Genomic DNA, 19,985 nt, shown 5'->3' with positions numbered 1-19,985 from the left:
GGAAGATCGCACCCTCGAGCCGGCCGATCCGACCGTTCGCCCCGAAGACGACCAGCAGTAGCGCCGCGAACACCATGAAGGGGACGTGGCGCTTCATGACGGTTTCGCTGACCGACAGCGGTCTGATCAGCGCGGCGACGCCCAGCACCAGTCCCACGTTCGCGATGTTCGAGCCGACGACCGCGCCCAGCCCGATGTCGGTCGAGACATCGAGGGCGCCGATCGTCGCGACGAACAGCTCGGGGGCGGTCGTCGCGAACGCGATCACCGTCACACCGACGGTCGCCGCCCGGAGGCCGATCCCGAGCGCGAGGCGGCCGGCGCCGGCGACCAGCAGCTCCGCACCGGCGTACAGCGCGACGATCCCGGCCCCGAGCAGGAGCACGGAGAACCCGGTCTCCGACAGCATACCGGCCGCTACTCGGGACCGTCGGATAAGCGACCCGGAACCCAACCGAAGCGCTGCCGGAGTCACACCCGTTATAGGCTCCCTCGCTCGAGTGGGGACATGGCCATGGACGTCTACGGACTGATCGGCAACCCGGTCGGCCACTCGCTGTCGCCGCCGATGCACGAGGCGGCCTACGACGAACTCGCGCTCGACGCCCGCTACGTCACCTTCGAGCCCGCCCCCGACGACCTCGAGGCGGCGATCCGGGGCGCCGACGCGCTCGGCGTTCGCGGGCTGAACGTGACGATCCCGTTCAAACAGGACGCCCTCGAGGTCCTCGCGGCCGACGAGCTGGCGAGCCGGATCGGCGCGGTGAACACGATCGACTTCTCCGGCGAGGAGCCGACCGGTCACAACACCGACGCCGTCGGCGCGTTGCGCGCGCTCCGGGATCACGACGTCGCGCTCGAGGACGCGAACGCGGTCGTCGTCGGCGCCGGCGGCGCCGGTCGGGCCATCTCGTTCGGCCTCGCGGACGCGGGCGCCGCCGTGACGATCGCGAACCGGACCGAGTCGACGGCACACGAACTCGCCGACGAGGTGCCCGGCGCGGTCGGACGGGGGCTCGAGGGCCTCGCGGAGCTCCTGGCCGACGCCGACGTGCTCGTCAACGCGACCAGCGTCGGGATGGAGGAGGACGCGACGCCGGTGCCGGCCGCGGCGCTCCACGGCGAGCTGGCGGTGCTCGACGCGGTGTATCGCCCGCTCGAGACGCGACTGTTGCGGGAGGCGGCGGCGGTCGGCGCGACGACGGTCGATGGCGCCTGGATGTTGCTCTACCAGGGCGTCGAGGCGCTCGAGCTGTGGACCGACCATGAGGCACCGGTCGACGCGATGAACGAGGCGCTGCGCTCGCGGCTGTAGACGTCGCTCGCCGGTTTCGTCGTTCACCGTGGGTATCAGGCGAATTTAAGTGGTGCGAGTTAACTATATCCAGCTAATGGCAATCCTCCAAAAGCTGAAGTCGCTGCTGGGGTTCGACGACTCTGGCTCGGAGCGTGGGGACGCTCGGGACGTCGGGGTAACGGTCGAACGAGAACGCGGCGCCGACCCCGACGAGGAGTCGGCCGCTGCCGAAACGACCGCCTCGGCTTCGACGGCGTCGATGACCGAAGCGAACGACGCGCCACACGCCGCGGCGGAGCCAGCCGAGGCGACGGGACCCACACAGTCGGACGCGACGCCGACCGAATCGAAAGCGCCCGGCGAGAAGGGCGTTCGCGACGAGGAGCTCGTGGACGACGAGCCGGAGCTCGAGACCGAAACCGACCCTGAAAGTGAGGCCGAGGAGCTGGACGACCCGATCGAGTCGGCCGAATCTGACGACCTCGAGGGGTCGACGGAACCCGAACTCGACTCCGAACCGTCTTCGGATTCGAGCGACTCCGACGAGTCGGAAGCGGCGACCGAGGCCGAGGCGGAGCCCGACGACGAGACGCCGGCGGTTCCGGACGAACCTGTCGACGTCGTCAAGGGGATCGGTCCTGCGTACGCGGACCGACTGGCCGACGCCGGCGTCGAGACGGTCGCCGAACTCGCCGACGCCGACGCCGCCCGCCTCGAGTCCGAGACCGACATCTCCGAGAAGCGCATCCAGGGCTGGATCGACCGGGCGAAGGTCCGATAACCGCGCCAGGGGAACCGTACACTGATTAGGATCACGGCCCTCCGCGAGGGTATGAGCGATTCGCGCGTCGACACGACGGCCGACTCGTTTCGGGCCGCCGCCCGTGACGGACTCGACGGCGACGGAACGGGTGCCGTCCGCGTTCCGATCGTCGTTCGTCTCTCCGTCTCCGATCCCTTTCTCGCGTACCGCCGCGCCCGCGATGGCGACGGCGGCGTCTACCTCGAGACCACCGGCGGCCAGCCCGGCTGGGGGTACTTCGGCACCGACCCCGTCGACGGGCTCACCGTCGGCCCGGACGCGGTCGCGCGGAACCGAAGCGGCGAGTCGCCGACGCTTGCCGCCCTCGAGGGGGTTCTCGACGACGAGGCGCTGGTTCGAGGCGACTGCGAGGTTCCCTACCCCTGCGGGGCGGTCGGCTGGCTCTCCTACGACATCGCCCGCGAACTCGAGGCCCTGCCCGAGTCGGCGGTCGACGACCGCGGGCTGCCCCGACTCGAGGTCGGCGTCTACGATCGGTTGGCGGCCTGGGAGGAGCCGACGGGCGACGATGAGGCGACCGAACTCCGGATCGCGGCCTGTCCGCGTGTCGAGCCCGAAGACGACCTCGAGGACGCCTACGACCGGGGTCGGGAACGGGCTCTCGAGCTCGCCCGAGCGTGTCTCGAGGGCGCCCCCGCGGTCGGCGAGCCGCCCGTTGCGACCGCCGAGGCGACCTTCGAGAGCGACTGCGGCCGCGAGGCCTTCGCGGACCGCGTCCGGCGGGTCAAGGAGTACGTCCGGGACGGCGACACCTTCCAGGCGAACATCTCCCAGCGGCTGGTCGCGCCCGCCGCGGTCCACCCCGTCGCGGCCTACGACGCCCTGCGACGGGTGAATCCGGCGCCGTACTCGGGGCTGCTCGAGTTCCGCAGCGCCGACCTGGTGAGCGCGAGCCCCGAACTCCTGCTCGAGCGCGACGGCGGGTTCGTCCGGACGGAGCCCATCGCGGGAACCCGTCCCCGGGGGACGACCCCGGAGGAGGACGCCGAGCTCGAGGCCGACCTGCTGGCCGACGAGAAGGAACGCGCCGAACACGCGATGCTCGTCGACTTAGAGCGAAACGATCTCGGGAAGGTCAGCGAGTACGGCAGCGTCGCGGTCGCGGAGTACCGCCGGATCGACCGCTACTCGGAGGTGATGCACCTCGTCTCGGACGTCACGGGCCGGCTCCGTTCTGACGCGACGCTCGCGGACGCCGTCGCGGCGATGTTCCCCGGCGGGACGATCACCGGGGCGCCAAAGCCCCGGACGATGGAGATCATCGACGAACTCGAGGCGACCCGCCGGGGCCCCTACACCGGCAGCGTCGGGATCTTCGGCTTCGACGGGCGGGCGACGCTGAACATCGTCATCCGAACGCTCGTTCGCCACGACGAGGAGTACCACCTCCGGGTGGGCGCAGGGATCGTCCACGACTCGGATCCCGACAGCGAGTACGACGAGACCCTCGACAAAGGGCGGGCGCTGATCAACGCCATCGACGACGCGCTCGGCGAACGGGCCGGAATGGGGCTCGAGTCGACTGGCGGAGGTGGCGAGGATGACTGAGCGGACGCGAATATTGGTCGTGGACAACTACGACTCCTTCGCGTACAATCTCGTCCAGTACGTCGGCGAGGTCGCCGACGAGGTCATAGTCAGACGAAACGACGGGATCGACCTCGAGGGCGTCCGCGAGCTCGATCCGACGGGAATCGTCGTCTCGCCGGGCCCAGGCACCCCACGGGAGGCGGGGATCTCGATCCCGCTGTTCGCCGAGACCGACTACCCGATTCTCGGGGTCTGTCTGGGCCACCAGGCGCTGTGTGCGGCCGAGGGCGCACCGGTCGTCCGCGCGCCCCACGTCGTCCACGGCAAGCCCTCGCGGATCTCCCACGACGGCGCGGGGCTGTTCGAGGGACTCCCCGAGCGGTTCCAGGTCGGTCGCTACCACTCGCTGGCGGTCGAGCGCGAGGACCTCCCCGACAGCCTCGAGGAGACGGCCCGGACCGCCGACGAGCGGGGCGTCCTGATGGCGGTCCGCCACCGGGAGAAACCCCACCTGGGCGTACAGTTCCACCCCGAGAGCATCCTCACCCGCGACCCCGAGGAGGACGCCGACGGGGAGATCTCGCTTGCGGTCGGCAAGCGGATGATCGAGAACTTCTGTCGGTTCGCCGCCTCGCGGTCCGACTCGGGGGGCGGGCGATGAGCGACGACCGCGTCTACCACGTCGACGGCGAACTCGTCCCCGAAGCGGAGGCGACCGTCAGCGTCGACGACCGCGGCTTTCGCTACGGCGACGCTGCCTTCGAGACCCTGCGAGCCTACGGCGGGACCGTCCTCGACTGGGCGGCTCACCGCGAGCGCCTCGAGGGGACCTGCGACGCTCTCTCCCTCGAGCACGGCCTTTCGGGGAGCGAACTCCGGGATCGGATCGACGAGATGCTGGCGGCCAACGACCTCGCGGACGCCTACGTCCGGCTGTCGATCACCCGCGGGGTTCAGCCGGGCAAGCTGACACCCCAGCCCGAGGTCGATCCCACGGTCGTCGTCTACGTCAAGCCCCTTCCACGCGGCGGACTCGAGGGAGACCCCGTCTGGGACGGGCCCGCGACGGTTCGCAACGTCGAGACCAGACGGATCCCGGACGCGGCGCTTCCCTCGGGTGCGAAGACTCACAACTACCTCAACGGGATCCTTGCCCGGGCGGAACTCGAGGGCGAGGCCGACGAAGCCCTGCTCTCGGATCTGGAGGGGAACGTCGCCGAGGGCGCGACGAGCAACCTGTTTTTCGTCCGCGACGGCAGAGTCTGTACCCCCACGACGGACGGCGACGTCCTGCCCGGCATTACGCGGCGGACGGTCCTCGAGCTGGCTCGAGAGGCGGGCCTCGAGGTCGAGGCGGGGAGCTACGAACCGGCCGCGGTCCTCGAGGCCGACGAGGCCTTCCTCACGAACCGCACCTGGGAGCTGCGCCCGATCGGCTCGCTGGACGGGGTCGAACTCGGCGGCGGTCCGGTGACGGATCGCCTCTCGAGGCTGTACGACGAGCACGTCGAGAGCGTCTGTTACTGACCGAACGGCGCGCGGATCGAAACTATCAGTGAGCTGTATGGACCACTGAGCGTATGAACGGACCCAAAAAGAGCATGGACGTCTTCGTGCTGGAGATGGCAGTTCTCCTTCTGGCTCCGCCGCTCGGTCTGGGCGCGTTTCTTGCCGTCATCGGGGATCCCGCGGATTTCCTGCCCGGGTTCGGCGTCGGGCTGATCGTCGGCGTCGGCGCGGCCAGTCTGCGCAACGAGATCCGCGGGGCTCGAGGCGGGAGCGACGACTGATCGGTGTATGCCAATCGTACGTTCCGAAACCGATCAATCGGCCGGCTCGGGCACCGCCGACCCCTCGGCGCCCGCCTCGAGGAACTCCCGTTCGACGCCCGCGAGTTCCATGACGAACTCCGAGCCGAACGCGCCGGCCGGGGTCTGGAACCCGTCCTCGACGCCGTCCTCGAGGACGCGTTCGGCGGCGCTGACCGCGGCGTCGGCCGTCAGCGCGTAGGGGTTGGGCGTCCGGAGCCGGCCGCTGGCCCGCTCGCCGCTGGCGTCGTCGACCACCTCACCCCAGACGGTCGCCGGTTCGGTCGCCAGGGCCGTCCCGTCGGGCCCGTCGATGAGGGCGTCGATCGCGCGAGTCGCCGCGCGCTCGACCGACGGGCGCTCGAGAAACCACCGCAGCGAGTCGGTCGCCGACAGCAGCGGTTCGCTCCACTCGGGGACGGCGCCGTAGACCTCGACGGATTCGATCCCGGTCGTATGGGCCGCGGTGACGACGTCGCCCATCGGGATCGTTACGGCGTGTTCGGGGCCGTCGCCGAAGTCGATCCGCCGGCTGCGGAAGGCCGCGGGAACGCTGAGCAGCCGCCCGTTCCGCCGGATGACGCTTCCCTGACCTGCCAGCTCGACGAACGTCCGGGCGGTTCCCGGCGAGAAGCCGTAGCCGCTTTTGACGCCTAACTGGAGCCGATCGGCGCTCGGAAGGCGCTCGTGGAGCATCGCGGCCAGACAGTCGGTCGGCACGACGTCGAACCCGACGCCGGGCAGCAAGGCGATCCCCGCCGCGCGGGCGGTCTCGCCGTACTGGCGAAGGCGTTCGAACACCGGGAACTCGCCGGTGACGTCGAGGTAGTCCGTCCCCGCCTCGAGACAGGCCAGCACGAGCGGTTCCGCGGTCCGCTCGAACGGGCCGGCGCAGTTCAACACGGCGTCGAACTCGCGGAGGTCGTCCTCGAGCGGGCCGTCGGCCAGGTCGATCGTCCGTCCCTCGAGGTCGAGTTCCTCGGCCTGTCGGGCGACCCGATCCCCGTCGCGCCCGGCGAGGGTCGGCGAGCCGCCGCGAGCCACGGCCTCGCGGGCGATCAGCCGGCCGGTGTAGCCGTACGAGCCGTAGATGAGCAGGGAGTCCATGGAAGTCGTTGGGGGTTCGGCGTGTTAAAACTCCGTCAGACGGTCTCGAAACGTTCACGAGCGCTGATGCGTAAAACCGGACACCGATGGCGGCTACACAGCGGATCACGGCCCTGGAGAACGTCCCCGCGGAATCGACCTTCCTCTTTCGCGTCGCCGACGAACTGGGCGACCGGCGGGAGGCGATCCTCGTCGCGAACGGCCCGGAATCGACCGACGCCGACGTCTCGTGTTGGCTGAACTACTGTCAGCACTTCACGCACATCAAACTGGACAAGGGCGACGGCGCGCCGATGCGCGACGGCGAGGTGATCTGTGCCAACCACGGCGCGTACTTCGAGGCCGACTCCGGGAAGTGTACGTTCGGTCCCTGCGAAGGGGCGTACCTGACCGAACTCGAGGTGACGGTCTCGGACGGCGACGTCTACCTGGCCGACGAGGAGTACGAGTTCGTCGCGGCGGGCCCGCTCGAGGACGACGCCGACCTGACCTCGACGTCGAACGTCGAGTTCTAGCGCATCTCGAGGGGGATCACCAGGTCCCGCTCCTGGTCGTACTCGATGAGGTCGGCCTCGACGAGCCGGGGCATGTGGTCGTGGTACAAGGAGATGTAGACGTTCGCGACCCGCTCGGCGGATAGCTCGGTTACCTTCCGGCCGGTTTCGCGGACCGCGACCTCCTCGGCGACGTCGGGCAGCGTCAGCTCCTCGCCGTAGGTGCGCATGACCTCGAGCAACAGCCGACGGCGCCGATCGGCCAGCAGCTCGAGGCTCTCGTCGATCGCCGCGGGGGACTCCTCGCGGTGCTCGAGCCAGTCGAGCATCGCGAGAACGAACCCGGGCGAGTCGAAGTCGGAATCGGAGGTGGTCATGCGTATGTTGCGTCGAGAGCCCGGCGACGGCGACCGGCGAGACCCGGCGACCGACCGCTCGAGGCGTCGATATCGGATCGTCGCCGTGCCGACAAATAGGCGTGTCGAAACCGCGCTCGCGGTCCGGGACTACTCGATCGTGTAGGTGGGCTCGTCGATCGCTTCGCTCTTGCAGTCGGGACACCGCGACGGGCGGTTCAACAGCTCGTCGAAGCCGTCGAACCCGCAGTCCCGACAGGTCGGCGGCGCGACGAGAAACTGTTCGTCGCCGCCGTCGACCGACCGCGAGACGTGCTCGAGGTGACGGAGGATCGTCTCCGGGGTCAGCTCGAACTGGACCGCGAGTTCGCTCGGCGTCGCCGGCTCGGCCCGAAGCGCGTCGGCGAGTCGTTGTCGGGTCGTCTCGTCTGCTTCCCGCATACGTAGGCTCATCGCCCGGATCCGGATAGGTGTTCGGTTCACGGAGGCGGGGATTCGACCCGCCGAACCGCACGCCGTGCAGGGGTAAACGACTTACATCGGCTCGGTGAAACACGGGCCATGAAAGCCGTCGTTCTGGCAGGCGGATACGCGACCCGGATGTGGCCGATCACGAAACATCGTCCGAAGATGTTTCTCCCGATCGGCGACGCCACGGTCATCGATCGGATCTTCGCGGAACTCGAGGCCGACGACCGGATCGACGAGGTCTTCGTGAGCACGAACGAGCGCTTCGCCGACGAGTTCGAGGCCCACCTCGCCGACAGCGAGTTCGAGAAGCCGACGCTGTCGGTCGAGGAGACGACGGAGGAGGACGACAAGTTCGGCGTCGTCGGCGCGCTCGACCAGCTGATCGACCGCGAGAACGTCGACGACGACCTGCTGGTCGTCGCGGGCGACAACCTGATGAGCTTCGACCTCTCCGAGTTCGTCGACGACTTCTTCGAGCGGGAGGCTCCGACGCTCGCGGCCTACGACGTCGGCTCCCGCGAGAAGGCCAAATCGTACGGGCTGGTCGAACTCGAGGGCGACCGCGTCGTCGACTTCCAGGAGAAACCCGACGACCCCAAGAGCACGCTGGTATCGATCGCCTGTTACGCGTTTCCGCGAGAATCGCTGTCGCTGTTCGACACCTACCTCGAGGGCGACAACAACCCCGACGAGCCCGGCTGGTTCGTCCAGTGGCTCCAGGATCGGGAACCGACCTACGCCTACACCTTCGAGGGGGCGTGGTTCGACATTGGGACCCCCGAGAGCTACCTCGACGCCGTCGCCTGGCACCTCGAGGGCGACTCCCTGATCGCCGACTCGGCGACCCTCGAGAACGCGACGATCGGCGAGAACGTCCACGTGATGGACGACGTCACGCTGACCGACACCGACCTCGACCACGCGGTCGTCTTCCCGGAAGCGACCATCGAGAACGGCGCCGTCCGACGGTCGATCATCGACGAGGGAACCCGGCTCGAGGGTCTCAACCTCGCGGGTGCGCTCATCGGCGCCCACACGACGATCACCCGGTAGTCGGGCTTGCAGTAGCCGAGCCGTTTATAATTGCTCGGGAAAAGTAGGTGCTATGAGTCTCTTCGGGGAGTTTCGAATTCCCGCCGAGGCGTTCGCACTCCACGAGACCCTCCGGGCGGAGCCGGATCTCGTCATCGAAATCGAGCGCGTCGTCGCGGCGGACGAAGTGCTCACGCCGTACCTGTGGGTATCCGGGGTCGACCACCGAACGTTCGAGCGAGCGACCGACGACGATCCGACGATTCGGGACGTCGAACACATCGACGACTACGAACGGTCGATGCTGTACCGCGGCGAGTGGACGGGAAACGTCGACTCGCTGGTCTACGCCTACACGGAACTCGGTGCGACGATCCTCGAGGCGTCGGCGCGGTACGACGAGTGGGAGCTTCGGATGCGGTTCGCGGACCGAAGCAGCCTCGACGAGTTTCAGACGTACTGCAGCGACTTCGATATCCCCTACCGGCTGACGCAGCTGTTCGCTCGCGCACACCCGCGGGGCGTCGGCCAGTACGAGCTGACGGAGAAACAACACGAGGCGCTGCTCACCGCCTGGGAGATGGGGTACTTCTCCTCATCGTCGGTCTCGCTTACGACCGTCGCCGACGAGCTCGATATCACCCCGCAGTCGCTCTCCGAGCGGCTTCAGCGGGGGTACGAGGCGCTGATCGGCAACACCTTGGCCGTGACGCCGCCGGCACAGGAGGCGGCGCCGACCGAGAGCCGCCTCGAGCGTCCCGACACTTGAAGGGTTGAACATACAACCCGCCCGACCAATTGTGCGGGTTGTGAACGGACGGCTATGGAACGCGGTCTCCCGGACGTCGACGCCGTCCTCGATCTCCTGGCGAACCGACGACGTCGCAGGGCCCTGACCGTTCTCGAGGCGGACGACCGCCGGCTGACGGTCCACGACCTGACCAGGGAACTCGCCGTCGAGGAGGCGGGGCCGCACATCACCGACGTTCCCGGGGAAACCGTTCAGCGCATCTTCGTCTCCTTGCGCCACGTTCACCTCCCGAAGCTGGCGGACCTCGAGCTCGTCGAGTACGACCGGGATCGAGGGCTCGTCGAGCCGACCGACCGACTCGCGGGTCTCGAGCCGTATCTCTCGATCGTCTCCGAAAGCGACCCCGAACCGCAGTTCGAACGCGAGGACGTCTGAGTCCGCTCGCGTTCGACTCGTCACACCAGCCGCGCGTCGGTCACCCGGATCGTTCCCCGCGTCCCATCCCACTCGGTCTCGTACTCGAGTTCGATCCGCCGATCCATGTGGGGGCCGTCGACCACCAGCGTCTCGAACTCGCCGCCCTCGCCCAGGATGTGGACGCCGTACTCCTCGTTGAGCGCCTCGAGTTCCGCGAGGGCGTCCGCGTCGATCGTGCGGCCGAGCCAGGACTCGTCGAGCCCGTAGGCCGCGACCCGGATGATCCGGATCTCGAATCCCGCCTCGAGCATCGCGTCGGCGAGTTCGCGGGGGTCCTCGCGCCACAGTGGCGCGAACAGATCGCAGCCGAGGCGGTCGCACATCCCCTCGATCCGGCTCGTCTGGTACTCGCTCTCGACGGCCCCCGCGGTGACCCCCGCGATTCCGCCCGGCAGTTCGGCGTCGAGTTCCCGCAGGGCCGCCTCGAGGGGCTCGAGTTCGTCGTCGCCCTGCGCGCTCGCGTCCGTGACGGCGTCGGCCTCGAAGTCGTCGGGTTCGACCTCCAGCAGCGGGATTCCGATGCTCCCGGCGGCCAGCCCGGCCAGCTCGGTCGCCGGGACGTGGTACATGTAGGAGTCGCCCGTCGGATGGACGGTGACGAGCCGTTCGACGTTCAGTCCGCGCTCGAGGGCCCGGTACAGCGCCCAGGCCGAGTCCTTCCCGCCTGAGAAGAGGCTGACCCAGGCGCCGTCTGCGTCGCTCATACCGACAGCTGGGTCGAGAGAACTATAGGGGTGACGAGTTCCGGACGCTACCGGGGGTAGTCGGGACCGGATCCGTCCTCGTCGCGCCTCGAGTCGGTCGCCTCGGAGTCTGGGTCCGCGTCCGGGTTCGAATCGCCCTCCGGACCCGACCGCCACTCCTCGACTCCCTGGGGGCCGCCGTCGGTGAGCCCCGACTCGGGCGTGACGTCCTCGAGGACGGTTCGGTCGGTGTCGCCGCTGAACGTCGCGGCGACCTTGGCGCCGACGAGGCTCACGACGATCGCGCCGACGACGTAGATCGCTAGCCGCTCGCCGGCCGTGATCCCGAACGTGTCGATCGAGAGCACGCCCAGTTCGATCGCGGGCACCTGAACCGGGTCGATGAGGGCCTGTTGCTCGAGGAAGTACGCCGAGAATCCCCGAACGACCAGCCCGACGGCGACGATAATAAAGGGGAGGTTGAGATAGGAGCTCCCGACCGGTTCCTCGCCGATCGCCTCGTCGAGCAGTCGGCCGGCGCTGGCAGTTAGGGCGGCCGCGGCGAGCCAGGGAACGCTGTCGAAGGCGAACTGGACCGCAGGGAGGACAATCCCGGACGGCTCCTCGAGGTTCGAGACCCCGAGGGCGCCGACGAAGACGCCGACGAGGGTCAGCCCGGCCGCGACGGCGTAGGTGACGACCGACACCTGCCCGGAGTACAGCGACTCGCGGATCTGGTGGGCGAGGCCGGTGACGACCTCGTCGACGTTGAACCCCTTGTACAGCAAGAAGAGGCCGATGACGGTCGTGATCGCGGCGGCACCCTCCGCGGGGCCGACGAACCACGCGAGCATCGGAAACACCAAAAGCGTCAGCCCGATCGGGACGAGCACCGTCTGGCGGAGTTCCTCGTCGGCCAGGAACTGTTTGAGGAGGTAGTACGTCGACTCGATGTCCCTGGCCTGTCGGACGACGACCCGGTCGACCGAGTCGACCCGCACGCGGCTCTCGACGATCGGCACCAGCCGCTCGTCCTCCGCACTGTCGATGACGACGACCGCCGACTCCGGATCGTGGGCCGCCATCAGGTCGTCTATCTGTCCGGCGACGGCCCGATCGGCCGAGACCATCGACTCCCGGTCGCCCGAGACGACCGCGACGACGACGTCCTCGCCGTCGTCCCGGAGGTTCTGGGCGACGCGCAAGGTCTCGAGCAAGGAGTTGACCCCCGAATCCTCGGGATCCGCGAGGCCGACGTCGGTCACCAGCGCACGAACTGCCTCCCAGCCGACGACGGGCGACCGGAGCCCGGTCTTTCGCCCGACGTCGTCGGTCCGGTCGAGACAGACGACCAGCGTTGTCACGGTAGGCGTTCGATCCCCTGAAACGATAAAACCACGGACTCGCTAGAATCGCAGCCGGAACTCCCGGTCGCCGACGACGCTCGCGACGCCGGCGCCGAAGGCGTAGGCGAGGCTCCGGGCGCCGCCGCCGACCCGGGCCATCAGCGGTCGCTCGGGTTCGAACTCCTCGACGGCGATCTCGTCGCGCTCGAGCCGGTCGGCCAGCTCGTCCTCGAGTTCGCGGCGCGTGCCGAGTTCGTCGACCAGGCCCATCTCGTGGGCCTGCTCGCCGAGGTAGATCCGGGCCTCGGTTTCGCGGACGAACTCGGGTTCTAAGTCCCGCCCCTCGCTGACCCGCTCGACGAACGTTTCGTAGTAGTCGTCGATCAGTCCCTGGAGGTAGGCCCGCTCGCTGTCGTCCATCTCCTTCAGCGGCGTGCCGGCGTCCTTGAACTTCCCGGCGGCGAAGCGCTCGTAGGAGAGCCCGACCTTGTCGGCGAGGTCGCTGGCGTTGACCCGCGAGCCGATGACGCCGATCGACCCGACGATCGAGCCGTCTCGCGCCCAGAGTTCGTCACAGCCGCTGGCGATCCAGTAGCCGCCGCTTGCACAGACGTCGGTCGCGTACGCGACCGTCGGCCCGTCGAAGCGTTCGGCGGCGAGTTTGATGTCGTCGCTGGGGACGACCTCGCCGCCGGGCGTGTTCAGTTTCAACAGCAGGGCGTCGACGCTGTCGTCCTCGTCGGCCCGGTCGATCTGTTCGACGATGTCGTCGGCCGGGGTCGCGCGCGGTCCCGACGGGAATCGCCCGCCGCCGCCGTCGCGCGTGATCGGCCCCTCGACGGCGACCTCGGCGACGTCGTAGCCCGGAAAGAGGCTGTCGGCGATCGAGCCGGCGATCCGAACCCCGAGGACGATCACGGCGAGGGCGACGAGCACGCCCGCGAGATCGACCAGCGTGTCGGGGTAGATCACGAACAGTGCGACGCCGATCGCGGCGAACACCGCGGCCCCGACCGCGAGGACGGCGAGTCGACCGATACCTTCGTTACTGACCACACCGAGCACCTCGGGTCATACCGGTGAGTGACGCCGCAATCCCGTTAAGCGTTGGCGGTTCGGCGACGTCACTCCGCCGGGAGTCCGCCGGGTGCGTCGGCGGTGTCCTCCTGATCGCGAACCGCTCGCTCGAGCCCGTCGGTCCGGGGAAGCACCCCGTCGGGATCGGCCGTCCAGTCGCCGAGCCACTCCCGAAGGACGTTCCAGCCGTCCCGGACGAACGGCATGGGATCGTCCGCGACCGCGTAGTCGAACCGGGGCTGGCGGACAAGCGAGCGCCCGACCTCCCCCAGCGCGGTCCACGGCGACGGGCGCTCGACGGCCGGATACTCCTCGGTCAGGACACTGTGAAGGTAGCTCAGCTCCCCCCGGAGGAGGTGCCCGCCCAGCCCCGTCTCGTAGGTCGGCCTCCCCGGAATCGGCTCGCCCATCGCCTGTTGCCAGTAGTAAAACGGAAAGTCGGCCCCCGCCTGGACGGTAAAGGGCAGCGACGACCAGAACCGGGGGTTGATCTCCATCAGTTTGAACCGTCCGTCCCGAGGGTCGCGCAGGAACTCGACCATCGCCAGCCCGTGCCACTCGAGTTCGTCCAAAAGCGCCCGCCCGTCGGCCTCGAGTTCGGGGAGGTAGATCGACTCGCGGTACGCGCTCGGCCCGCCGCAGTACTCCCAGCCCCGGCGCTGGCAGTGCTGGAAGGTCGCGACCGCCTCGCCGCGGTCGTACAGCGCGAAAAAGCCGTACTCCCGCGAGTCGGGGATCCGCTCCTGGACCAGCGGGACGTGGCCGCGAGCCTCGGTGCAGGCGGCGACGTTCGGCGGCTCGCCGGGCGTCTGGTAGGCCGTCGAGCCGACCTCGACGCGATCGAACGCCGGTCCGAGGTACTCGGGCGCGGCGACCGAGTACCGAGGTTTGACGATCGTCTCGCGGTCCCACTCGTCCCACTCGTCGAGAAGCGCGGTGTCGGGGGCGGCGACGCCAGCCCGGTCGGCCGCCGCGAACAGCTCGCACCGGTCCTGGACCCGCCGGAGCGTCTCGAACGTCGGCCACGGCGTCGCGACCGCCGCCGCGAACGCCTCCCGGTTTCGCGCCAGCGAGTAGACGTCCTCCTCGCGGACCGGGATGATCGTCTCGACGCTGGGTCGGCGGGCGATCGAGAGAAGGGCGTCGCCGTAGGCGGCCAGCTCTTCGGTCGGGTCGGGCAGGCGGACGAACTCGTCGCAGTACCTCGAGACCGCACCGGGAGTGGCAGCCGACTCGGAGCCGACGATCGTCCGGATGCCGCGAGGACGAAGCGAACGAAGGCAGGCGACCGTACTCGGGGCGTCGATCCCCGGCACGAAGACGGCGACGTCGTCCCTGGACTCGTGCATGCGAGCACCACCCAGCGACGGGGGCATTGTTATGGCCGAACTACCGCCGACCGGATCGGTCGTCGCTCGAGGAGGACGCCGCTACGGCGCTGTAAGTGTCGGTTACCGGCTCTCGACGCTCGAGGGCGAAATCGTCGACACACACACACGGGCGACGAACGCGGATCCGGAGACGGCCGTACGCGTCCGTTTCGCCCGAAAGCGGGAACGAAAACTCGAGAAAGAACGCGACCGCTACCGCAAAAAGCAAACGGCAGCAGACACAGGTTGACGAATCGGCCTACAGCAGTCCCGTCTTCTGGAGCTTCATCAGGTCCTCGGTGTCGAGGGTCTCGCCTTCCTTGAACTTCTGATAGATCTCCTCGGCCTCCTCTTTGGCCTCCTCTTTCTTCTTGTCACGCTGGGACTTGCGCTGCTCTTCCTCCTGTTTGTCCAGCTCGCGCAGGCGCTTCTGAACGCGGACGAAGTCCTCGTGGTGACGGTCGGCGGCCTCCTGGGCCTCGACGAACGACTCGTGCATCTCGTCGGCCTCGTCGCGGATGTCGTCGGCCTCGCGGTAGGCCTCGATCATCTGGTTGTGGTGTTCCTGGGCCTTGTCCGCGAGCTCGGTGACCTTCTGGTGGTGCTGGGAGGCCTCCGATCGCACTTCCTCGGCTTCCTCGACGAGTTCTTCGAGGTCCTCGTTCTGGTCGAGTTTCCCCTTGCGCTCCTCGTACTCCTCGCGCTTGGACTCGATCTTCTCGATGAGCTCCTGTTCCTCCTCGCTCGAGAGCACTTCGGTCTGCTGTTTGAACTCGAGCTGCTCGATCTCCTCCTCGAGCTCTTCGAGGTCCTTGCCCTCGTTGAGCTCCATGTCCGATTTGAGCTGTTCAACGCGGTCGAACAGTTCGTTGGCCTCGGCGTTGAGCTCGTTGCGCTTGTCCTTGTGCTCCTGGACCTGCTCGTTGAGTTCGTCGCGCTTCTCGCGGTGTTCCTGGGCCTCGTCGACCTTCTCGCGCGTTTTCGCGTTGAGGTCGTCGCGCTCGGAGGCGCGCTCGGAGGCCATCTGGTTCAGCTCGTTTCGTCGGTCTCGGAGCTGGCCGGCCTTCTTGATGAGCTGTCCTTTGGAGTTGTTTTCGAGGTCGTCGTCTGTCAGTTCGATGTTTTTCGATTCGTCTACCATGTGTTAGTCAAACCTCTGTGCCATACCCGCACCGGGAGCGGTCGGAACGCGGTCATCGTCGGTGGTGATCCGCGCGTTCGGCGGATCGCCGACTCGTCGCGCCGCCGCGTACAGCGTTCGCTCACGACCTGCGAAACCTCGGTGAATAAGATTTCCTGTCATCGATCGTCGAGCGATACGCGCCCCGGTGGCGTTCTGGTGACCACATCTACTGTCGCCGGTAATTTAAATGTACCGGTCAGCTCACCCGTGAAAACCGTTAGCAGGGCCCGCGTGGGCCCGCCTGGGCCGATTCGGAGACCCCGGAGCGATATATAAATATCGCCGGCGCCACCGGAAGGGCAATCCACTTGTGGTCGACCGCTGTGGTGTCGGGTATGTTCTACGAACAGCGGATGTCCGTCCCGGAGACGCCGACCGATCTCCGCGCCGAGTACGACGATCAGCTCGCCTCGATCGTCGACCGGCACGGCCTCGAGACGGCCCTCGATCGCACCGGCGTCGACCGCGACTCCCTCGAGGCGCTGCTCGAGGGAGACTCACCCGAGTTCTCACTCGAGGAAGCCGCCGAGATCCAGGCGCTGGAAAGCGACGCCCCTGACGCCGAGACGATCGAGACGATGGCCTGCGAGCACCTGCTGCTCGGGATGACGACGGCGGTGCTCGACGTCGACGCGGTCGAGAGCCACCTCGAGATCGATCTCGACGCCAAGGAGGTTCAACAGAAGATCGAACGGCGCGCGCCGATGTCGTTCGCGGAGTACGTCCACCTGCAACACGTCATCGCCGGCCGCTCGCAGTAGCGGGTACCGCCGGAACGCCGGACGGACGCTACGAGGTCAGCGTTACCTGTCCGGTTCGGTCGACCGAGACCAGGAAGCCGGCGTACTCGAAGGTGACCGAGCCGACCGCCCGGTCGGTCCCGCATCGATCGTGGAACAGCGAGTCCAGCGCCGACGGGTCGACGGCGTAGTACAGCGGGCCGAACTCGTCGGCCAGCTCGAGTTCGTCGACCCCGGTGGCCGCGGCGACCGCCTCGAGGACCGCCTCGCTGAGCGACTGCTCGGGGTCGGCCTGGTAGCTCACGGGCGTCTGGCTCGTCTCCTGGGTAGCTGTCGTGGAGGTCATGTCTTCCCGTATCGCCGGAAGCGGTGAAAGGACACTGGTTGGACTGCCAACCCTTCAAGTGGGGTCGTCCGCTGCGACCGTGTTCCGCAGCAGCGTCGCCTGTCCGCGACGAAGCCGCGCAGACAGCGCCTGATCCGAGATGTCGAGTCCCTCGGCGATCTCCGCCAGCGTCGCGTCCCGGGGCACGTCGAAGTAGCCCGCCTCGAGGGCGGCGAGCAGCGCTTCGCGCTGACGCTCCGAGACGCCGTACCGGCTCGCTCCGGGCTCGGGCTCCTGGAAGATCCGCTGGAGTCGAAACGGGATCTCGCGCTCCCGACAGCTCTCGCGGTAGGCCTGTAGCGCTTCGCGGGAGGGAACGCGAGCCCGGATCGCGGTGTCGTCGGTGACGGTGATATCCAAAAACGAGATGTCGTTCGCCGCGGCCGCGGGGTGGGTCAGGAGGCCGGCTCCCCAGTCGGTCAGCGCCGCGCTGTAGAGCCGTCGTTCGGGAAGCTCCTCGAGGGCGGTGAACTCGGCGATCGAGTCGTCGGCCTCGAGGGCGGCCGCGACCGACTCGAGGTCGTCCCCGTAGGCCCAGAAGACGAGTTTCGTGGCGCCGCGCTCCGACCGGTAGACCTGTTCGATCGTGAGTTTCGAGGCCGCGGTCGCCGTCTCGCGGAGGATCGGCGTCGAGAGTTCGAACTCGACGATGAAGCTCATACCCGCTTTTCGGTCCGGAACGGGATAGTTTCTCTCCGGCTACCGATCGACCGGCCGGTCCGTCGGTGCGATTATGTGGCCCGGACCCCGAGTCGGCGTATGCGAGTTGCGATCCTCGGCTGTGGCTACGTCGGCCGCGAACTCGGCCGCCAGCTCGTCGAACGGGGAGACGACGCGATCGGCGTTCGCCGATCCGACGACGGACTCGAGGCGCTCGAATCGGCGGGACTGGAACCCGTCCGGGCCGACGTCACCGATCCGACGTCGCTCGAGGCCGTCCCCGACGTCGACGCGGTCGTCTTCGCGGCCAGCAGCGGCGGTCGGGACGCCGACGCCGCCCGCGAGGTCTACGTCGAAGGGTTACGGACGGCGATCGAGGCGTTCGGCGAGCGCGAGAACGAGCCCGATCGACTGATCTACACCTCCTCGACGGGGGTCTACGGCGACCACGACGGCGACTGGGTCGACGAGGAGACCCCGATCGAGCCCACGACGGAAAAGACCGAGGTGCTCGCCGAGGCCGAGCGGATCGCCCTCGAGTACCCCGCGAAGTACGGGTTCGACGGCACCGTCGCGCGCTACGCTGGCCTGTACGGCCCGGACCGCTACCGCCTCGAGCGCTACCTCGAGGGACCGGTCACGGAGGGCTACCTGAACATGGTCCACCGCGACGACGCCGCCGGCGCAGTCCGCTACCTGCTCCGCGAGGACCTCGCCCGTACCGAGGTCGTCCAGGTCGTCGACGACGAACCCGTCGAGAAGTGGGCCTTCGCCGACTGGCTGGCCGACGAGGCGGACGTCGAACGTCCACCGAAGCGGACGACGGCCGAACGGCTCGAGGCGGGCGACCTCTCGGAAGCCGCCCGGCGTCGGATCCTGACGAGCAAGCGCTGTTCGAACGAGAAACTCCGCCAGCTGGGCTACGAACTCGCGTATCCGACGTTCCGGGAGGGGTACCGCGAGGCGATCGACGCCCGTCGGTAGGGATCGTATACTCGATCTGAACTGATGGGAAACTTCTTGGGGATCCGATGTAATGGTGCGGTATGCGACGCCGAGGCGCCGACGGCGACGGGGTCGAAGGTGTCACGTTAGCCCTCGATGCCGCCGCGGACACCGTTCGGGCGCTCGATCCGCTCGTGTTCTCCTTGCTCGTCGTCGCCGTCGGCGGCGTGCTGGTCGGCGCCTGGTGGCTCGTCCGCTGGCTCCGGCGTCCGCCGGGCGTCCGTCTCCGTAATCTCCTCGAGAGCCACGACGAGGTCGCGGTCCTGTTGCACCCGAACCCCGACCCGGACGCGATGGCGTGTGCGATGGGGATCGCCGAGATCGCCTCGTCGGTCGACACCGACGCGACGCTGCAGTTTCCCGGCGAGATCCGCCACCAGGAGAACCGCGCGTTCCGCACGGTCTTAGGGCTCGAGCTCGAGCGCATCGAGGCGGCCTCGGAGCTGGCCGCGGAGGCGGTCGTGCTCGTCGATCACAACACGCCGCGGGGGTTCACCGGAGGACAGATCGTCGAGCCAATTGCCGTCGTCGACCACCACCCCGGGAACGGAACCGGAACCGAGTTCACCGACGTTCGCAGCGAGTACGGGGCGGCCTCGACGATCGTCGCCGAGTACTTCGAGGAGCTGGGCGTCTCGCCCGACGCTACCGAGGCCGAGGGGGAGCCGACGGTCTCTACGGCGCTGGCGACGGGCCTACTCTACGGGATCCAGTCGGATACGAACCGCCTGACCCGGGGCTGTTCGTGGGCCGAGTTCGAGGCCTGCGGCTACCTCTACTCGGGAATCGACGAGGACCTGCTCGACCGGATCGCCAACCCGCAGGTGAGCGACGACGTCCTCAAGACGAAGGCGCGGGCGATCACCGACCGTCGGATCGAGGGTTCGTTTGCCGTCTGCGACGTCGGCTCGGTCACCAACGTCGACGCGATCTCCCAGGCCGCCGACGAACTGCTCCAGCTCGAGGGGGTCACCGCAGTCGCCGTCTACGGCGAGTACGACGGGACGATCCACGTCTCGGGCCGATCCCGGGACGACCGAGTACACATGGGCGAGACGCTTCGCCACGCCGTCAGCGACGTCCCGATGGCAAACGCCGGGGGCCACGCTCGGATGGGCGGCGGCCAGATCCCGATCGACTACCTCGAGGCGATCGAGACCGAGGACGGCTGCGGTCGGGCCGTGTTCGACGATCGACTCTTCGACGCGATGTCCGGTAACCGGCGGTAGCGGCGGCCGAACCGGTTCGGCCCACCGTGTCCAGCGAGTCGCCAGCCGCAGTTCGCCGGAGTCGTGGCCGTTTTACCGGCTCGCACCAACAGTGGACCGATGGAGTACGTCCAGGAGCGGATCGCGACGCTCCACGATTTCGGCGGGGAACCGCTCGCGAC

General features: G+C 68.3%; 24 protein-coding genes. 13 read left to right on the top strand and 11 right to left on the bottom strand.

Annotated features, from left to right (window positions below; translation table 11 throughout):
* Positions 1 to 409, bottom strand: a 409-nt coding sequence (locus tag ACNA7R_RS13845) for a sodium:calcium antiporter (protein WP_416284145.1), incomplete at its 3' end; no start/stop codon positions are given.
* 105 nt (positions 410 to 514) lie between these two features.
* Here ACNA7R_RS13845 and ACNA7R_RS13840 point away from each other — a divergent pair.
* From ACNA7R_RS13840 to ACNA7R_RS13815, 6 genes are all read left to right on the top strand, one after another.
* Positions 515 to 1,315: a shikimate dehydrogenase gene (locus tag ACNA7R_RS13840; RefSeq protein WP_416284146.1), complete on the top strand. Its 801-nt coding sequence runs from the start codon at positions 515 to 517 to the stop codon at positions 1,313 to 1,315.
* A gap of 76 nt (positions 1,316 to 1,391) precedes the next feature.
* The gene (locus tag ACNA7R_RS13835) at positions 1,392 to 2,078 is read left to right on the top strand and encodes a helix-hairpin-helix domain-containing protein (RefSeq protein WP_416284144.1); all 687 of its coding nucleotides are present in this window, start codon (positions 1,392 to 1,394) and stop codon (positions 2,076 to 2,078) included.
* Positions 2,079 to 2,129: 51 nt separating this feature from the next.
* Positions 2,130 to 3,668 carry an aminodeoxychorismate synthase, component I gene (gene pabB / locus ACNA7R_RS13830; protein ID WP_416284143.1) on the top strand — a complete coding sequence of 513 codons (1,539 nt, stop codon included), beginning with the start codon at positions 2,130 to 2,132 and terminating at the stop codon, positions 3,666 to 3,668.
* Positions 3,661 to 4,311 (top strand): anthranilate synthase component II, encoded by a 651-nt coding sequence (locus ACNA7R_RS13825; protein WP_416284142.1) that lies wholly within the window; start codon positions 3,661 to 3,663, stop codon positions 4,309 to 4,311. Before pabB ends, ACNA7R_RS13825 begins: the two co-directional genes overlap by 8 nt.
* A complete protein-coding gene (locus tag ACNA7R_RS13820) occupies positions 4,308 to 5,177 on the top strand; it encodes an aminotransferase class IV (RefSeq protein ID WP_416284141.1) in 870 nt (289 codons plus the stop codon). Before ACNA7R_RS13825 ends, ACNA7R_RS13820 begins: the two co-directional genes overlap by 4 nt.
* A gap of 53 nt (positions 5,178 to 5,230) precedes the next feature.
* Positions 5,231 to 5,440 (top strand): hypothetical protein, encoded by a 210-nt coding sequence (locus tag ACNA7R_RS13815; RefSeq protein WP_416284140.1) that lies wholly within the window; start codon positions 5,231 to 5,233, stop codon positions 5,438 to 5,440.
* Positions 5,441 to 5,473: 33 nt separating this feature from the next.
* On the opposite strand, the gene ACNA7R_RS13810 is transcribed toward ACNA7R_RS13815, so the two are convergent.
* Positions 5,474 to 6,565 (bottom strand): saccharopine dehydrogenase family protein, encoded by a 1,092-nt coding sequence (locus tag ACNA7R_RS13810; protein WP_416284139.1) that lies wholly within the window; start codon positions 6,563 to 6,565, stop codon positions 5,474 to 5,476.
* Between the two features lie 86 nt (positions 6,566 to 6,651).
* Between ACNA7R_RS13810 and ACNA7R_RS13805 the strand changes: the two genes are divergently transcribed.
* A complete protein-coding gene (locus ACNA7R_RS13805) occupies positions 6,652 to 7,080 on the top strand; it encodes a Rieske (2Fe-2S) protein (RefSeq protein ID WP_416284138.1) in 429 nt (142 codons plus the stop codon).
* Here the strand turns inward: ACNA7R_RS13805 and ACNA7R_RS13800 are convergent.
* On the bottom strand, positions 7,077 to 7,436 hold the full coding sequence (locus ACNA7R_RS13800) for a hypothetical protein (RefSeq protein WP_416284137.1): 360 nt from the start codon (positions 7,434 to 7,436) through the stop codon (positions 7,077 to 7,079). The two genes, ACNA7R_RS13805 and ACNA7R_RS13800, sit on opposite strands and share 4 nt — an antisense overlap.
* Before the next feature lie 129 nt (positions 7,437 to 7,565).
* Positions 7,566 to 7,856 (bottom strand): transcriptional regulator, encoded by a 291-nt coding sequence (locus ACNA7R_RS13795; RefSeq protein WP_416284136.1) that lies wholly within the window; start codon positions 7,854 to 7,856, stop codon positions 7,566 to 7,568.
* A gap of 120 nt (positions 7,857 to 7,976) precedes the next feature.
* Between ACNA7R_RS13795 and ACNA7R_RS13790 the strand changes: the two genes are divergently transcribed.
* From ACNA7R_RS13790 to ACNA7R_RS13780, 3 genes are read left to right on the top strand one after another with little or no spacing between them, the layout of a single operon-like run.
* A complete protein-coding gene (locus ACNA7R_RS13790) occupies positions 7,977 to 8,939 on the top strand; it encodes a sugar phosphate nucleotidyltransferase (protein WP_416284135.1) in 963 nt (320 codons plus the stop codon).
* A gap of 52 nt (positions 8,940 to 8,991) precedes the next feature.
* Positions 8,992 to 9,687 carry a bacterio-opsin activator domain-containing protein gene (locus tag ACNA7R_RS13785; protein ID WP_416284134.1) on the top strand — a complete coding sequence of 232 codons (696 nt, stop codon included), beginning with the start codon at positions 8,992 to 8,994 and terminating at the stop codon, positions 9,685 to 9,687.
* 54 nt (positions 9,688 to 9,741) lie between these two features.
* The gene (locus ACNA7R_RS13780; RefSeq protein ID WP_416284133.1) at positions 9,742 to 10,104 is read left to right on the top strand and encodes a hypothetical protein; all 363 of its coding nucleotides are present in this window, start codon (positions 9,742 to 9,744) and stop codon (positions 10,102 to 10,104) included.
* Between the two features lie 20 nt (positions 10,105 to 10,124).
* On the opposite strand, the gene ACNA7R_RS13775 is transcribed toward ACNA7R_RS13780, so the two are convergent.
* From ACNA7R_RS13775 to ACNA7R_RS13755, 5 genes are all read right to left on the bottom strand, one after another.
* Positions 10,125 to 10,850 (bottom strand): diphthine--ammonia ligase, encoded by a 726-nt coding sequence (locus ACNA7R_RS13775; protein ID WP_416284132.1) that lies wholly within the window; start codon positions 10,848 to 10,850, stop codon positions 10,125 to 10,127.
* A 47-nt stretch (positions 10,851 to 10,897) separates the two neighbouring features.
* On the bottom strand, positions 10,898 to 12,193 hold the full coding sequence (locus ACNA7R_RS13770) for a DUF373 family protein (protein WP_416284131.1): 1,296 nt from the start codon (positions 12,191 to 12,193) through the stop codon (positions 10,898 to 10,900).
* 42 nt (positions 12,194 to 12,235) lie between these two features.
* On the bottom strand, positions 12,236 to 13,231 hold the full coding sequence (sppA, locus tag ACNA7R_RS13765; protein ID WP_416284130.1) for a signal peptide peptidase SppA: 996 nt from the start codon (positions 13,229 to 13,231) through the stop codon (positions 12,236 to 12,238).
* 68 nt (positions 13,232 to 13,299) lie between these two features.
* Positions 13,300 to 14,601 (bottom strand): carboxylate--amine ligase, encoded by a 1,302-nt coding sequence (locus ACNA7R_RS13760; RefSeq protein ID WP_416284129.1) that lies wholly within the window; start codon positions 14,599 to 14,601, stop codon positions 13,300 to 13,302.
* Positions 14,602 to 14,881: 280 nt separating this feature from the next.
* On the bottom strand, positions 14,882 to 15,763 hold the full coding sequence (locus ACNA7R_RS13755; protein ID WP_416284128.1) for a coiled-coil protein: 882 nt from the start codon (positions 15,761 to 15,763) through the stop codon (positions 14,882 to 14,884).
* Between the two features lie 377 nt (positions 15,764 to 16,140).
* Here ACNA7R_RS13755 and ACNA7R_RS13750 point away from each other — a divergent pair, with 377 nt between their 5' ends.
* Positions 16,141 to 16,566: a DUF5791 family protein gene (locus ACNA7R_RS13750; protein WP_416284127.1), complete on the top strand. Its 426-nt coding sequence runs from the start codon at positions 16,141 to 16,143 to the stop codon at positions 16,564 to 16,566.
* 28 nt (positions 16,567 to 16,594) lie between these two features.
* Here the strand turns inward: ACNA7R_RS13750 and ACNA7R_RS13745 are convergent, their stop codons facing one another.
* The gene (locus tag ACNA7R_RS13745) at positions 16,595 to 16,891 is read right to left on the bottom strand and encodes a HalOD1 output domain-containing protein (RefSeq protein ID WP_416284126.1); all 297 of its coding nucleotides are present in this window, start codon (positions 16,889 to 16,891) and stop codon (positions 16,595 to 16,597) included.
* 54 nt (positions 16,892 to 16,945) lie between these two features.
* Complete coding sequence (locus tag ACNA7R_RS13740) at positions 16,946 to 17,590, bottom strand: helix-turn-helix domain-containing protein (protein ID WP_416284125.1); 645 nt, start codon at positions 17,588 to 17,590, stop codon at positions 16,946 to 16,948.
* 99 nt (positions 17,591 to 17,689) lie between these two features.
* Here ACNA7R_RS13740 and ACNA7R_RS13735 point away from each other — a divergent pair, with 99 nt between their 5' ends.
* Together ACNA7R_RS13735 and ACNA7R_RS13730 are read left to right on the top strand one after the other, a co-directional pair.
* Complete coding sequence (locus ACNA7R_RS13735; RefSeq protein ID WP_416284124.1) at positions 17,690 to 18,574, top strand: SDR family oxidoreductase; 885 nt, start codon at positions 17,690 to 17,692, stop codon at positions 18,572 to 18,574.
* A 62-nt stretch (positions 18,575 to 18,636) separates the two neighbouring features.
* A complete protein-coding gene (locus tag ACNA7R_RS13730) occupies positions 18,637 to 19,824 on the top strand; it encodes a DHH family phosphoesterase (protein WP_416284123.1) in 1,188 nt (395 codons plus the stop codon).
* The last annotated feature ends 161 nt before the right edge of the window (positions 19,825 to 19,985 follow it).

Source organism: Natronococcus sp. (genome assembly GCF_047921035.1).
GTDB lineage: Archaea > Halobacteriota > Halobacteria > Halobacteriales > Natrialbaceae > Natronococcus.
Note: the sequence above shows the minus strand (reverse complement) of the source record. Positions and strands in the feature narration are given on the sequence as shown.

What these genes read in the sequence shown, in the direction of transcription:
- ACNA7R_RS13840 (WP_416284146.1), top strand. Translation starts at nt 515, where the DNA reads ATGGACGTCTACGGACTGATCGGCAACCCGGTCGGCCACTCGCTGTCG.
- ACNA7R_RS13835 (WP_416284144.1), top strand. Translation starts at nt 1,392, where the DNA reads ATGGCAATCCTCCAAAAGCTGAAGTCGCTGCTGGGGTTCGACGACTCT.
- pabB (WP_416284143.1), top strand. Translation starts at nt 2,130, where the DNA reads ATGAGCGATTCGCGCGTCGACACGACGGCCGACTCGTTTCGGGCCGCC.
- ACNA7R_RS13825 (WP_416284142.1), top strand. Translation starts at nt 3,661, where the DNA reads ATGACTGAGCGGACGCGAATATTGGTCGTGGACAACTACGACTCCTTC.
- ACNA7R_RS13820 (WP_416284141.1), top strand. Translation starts at nt 4,308, where the DNA reads ATGAGCGACGACCGCGTCTACCACGTCGACGGCGAACTCGTCCCCGAA.
- ACNA7R_RS13815 (WP_416284140.1), top strand. Translation starts at nt 5,231, where the DNA reads ATGAACGGACCCAAAAAGAGCATGGACGTCTTCGTGCTGGAGATGGCA.
- ACNA7R_RS13810 (WP_416284139.1), bottom strand. Translation starts at nt 6,565, where the DNA reads ATGGACTCCCTGCTCATCTACGGCTCGTACGGCTACACCGGCCGGCTG.
- ACNA7R_RS13805 (WP_416284138.1), top strand. Translation starts at nt 6,652, where the DNA reads ATGGCGGCTACACAGCGGATCACGGCCCTGGAGAACGTCCCCGCGGAA.
- ACNA7R_RS13800 (WP_416284137.1), bottom strand. Translation starts at nt 7,436, where the DNA reads ATGACCACCTCCGATTCCGACTTCGACTCGCCCGGGTTCGTTCTCGCG.
- ACNA7R_RS13795 (WP_416284136.1), bottom strand. Translation starts at nt 7,856, where the DNA reads ATGCGGGAAGCAGACGAGACGACCCGACAACGACTCGCCGACGCGCTT.
- ACNA7R_RS13790 (WP_416284135.1), top strand. Translation starts at nt 7,977, where the DNA reads ATGAAAGCCGTCGTTCTGGCAGGCGGATACGCGACCCGGATGTGGCCG.
- ACNA7R_RS13785 (WP_416284134.1), top strand. Translation starts at nt 8,992, where the DNA reads ATGAGTCTCTTCGGGGAGTTTCGAATTCCCGCCGAGGCGTTCGCACTC.
- ACNA7R_RS13780 (WP_416284133.1), top strand. Translation starts at nt 9,742, where the DNA reads ATGGAACGCGGTCTCCCGGACGTCGACGCCGTCCTCGATCTCCTGGCG.
- ACNA7R_RS13775 (WP_416284132.1), bottom strand. Translation starts at nt 10,850, where the DNA reads ATGAGCGACGCAGACGGCGCCTGGGTCAGCCTCTTCTCAGGCGGGAAG.
- ACNA7R_RS13760 (WP_416284129.1), bottom strand. Translation starts at nt 14,601, where the DNA reads ATGCACGAGTCCAGGGACGACGTCGCCGTCTTCGTGCCGGGGATCGAC.
- ACNA7R_RS13755 (WP_416284128.1), bottom strand. Translation starts at nt 15,763, where the DNA reads ATGGTAGACGAATCGAAAAACATCGAACTGACAGACGACGACCTCGAA.
- ACNA7R_RS13750 (WP_416284127.1), top strand. Translation starts at nt 16,141, where the DNA reads ATGTTCTACGAACAGCGGATGTCCGTCCCGGAGACGCCGACCGATCTC.
- ACNA7R_RS13745 (WP_416284126.1), bottom strand. Translation starts at nt 16,891, where the DNA reads ATGACCTCCACGACAGCTACCCAGGAGACGAGCCAGACGCCCGTGAGC.
- ACNA7R_RS13740 (WP_416284125.1), bottom strand. Translation starts at nt 17,590, where the DNA reads ATGAGCTTCATCGTCGAGTTCGAACTCTCGACGCCGATCCTCCGCGAG.
- ACNA7R_RS13735 (WP_416284124.1), top strand. Translation starts at nt 17,690, where the DNA reads ATGCGAGTTGCGATCCTCGGCTGTGGCTACGTCGGCCGCGAACTCGGC.
- ACNA7R_RS13730 (WP_416284123.1), top strand. Translation starts at nt 18,637, where the DNA reads ATGCGACGCCGAGGCGCCGACGGCGACGGGGTCGAAGGTGTCACGTTA.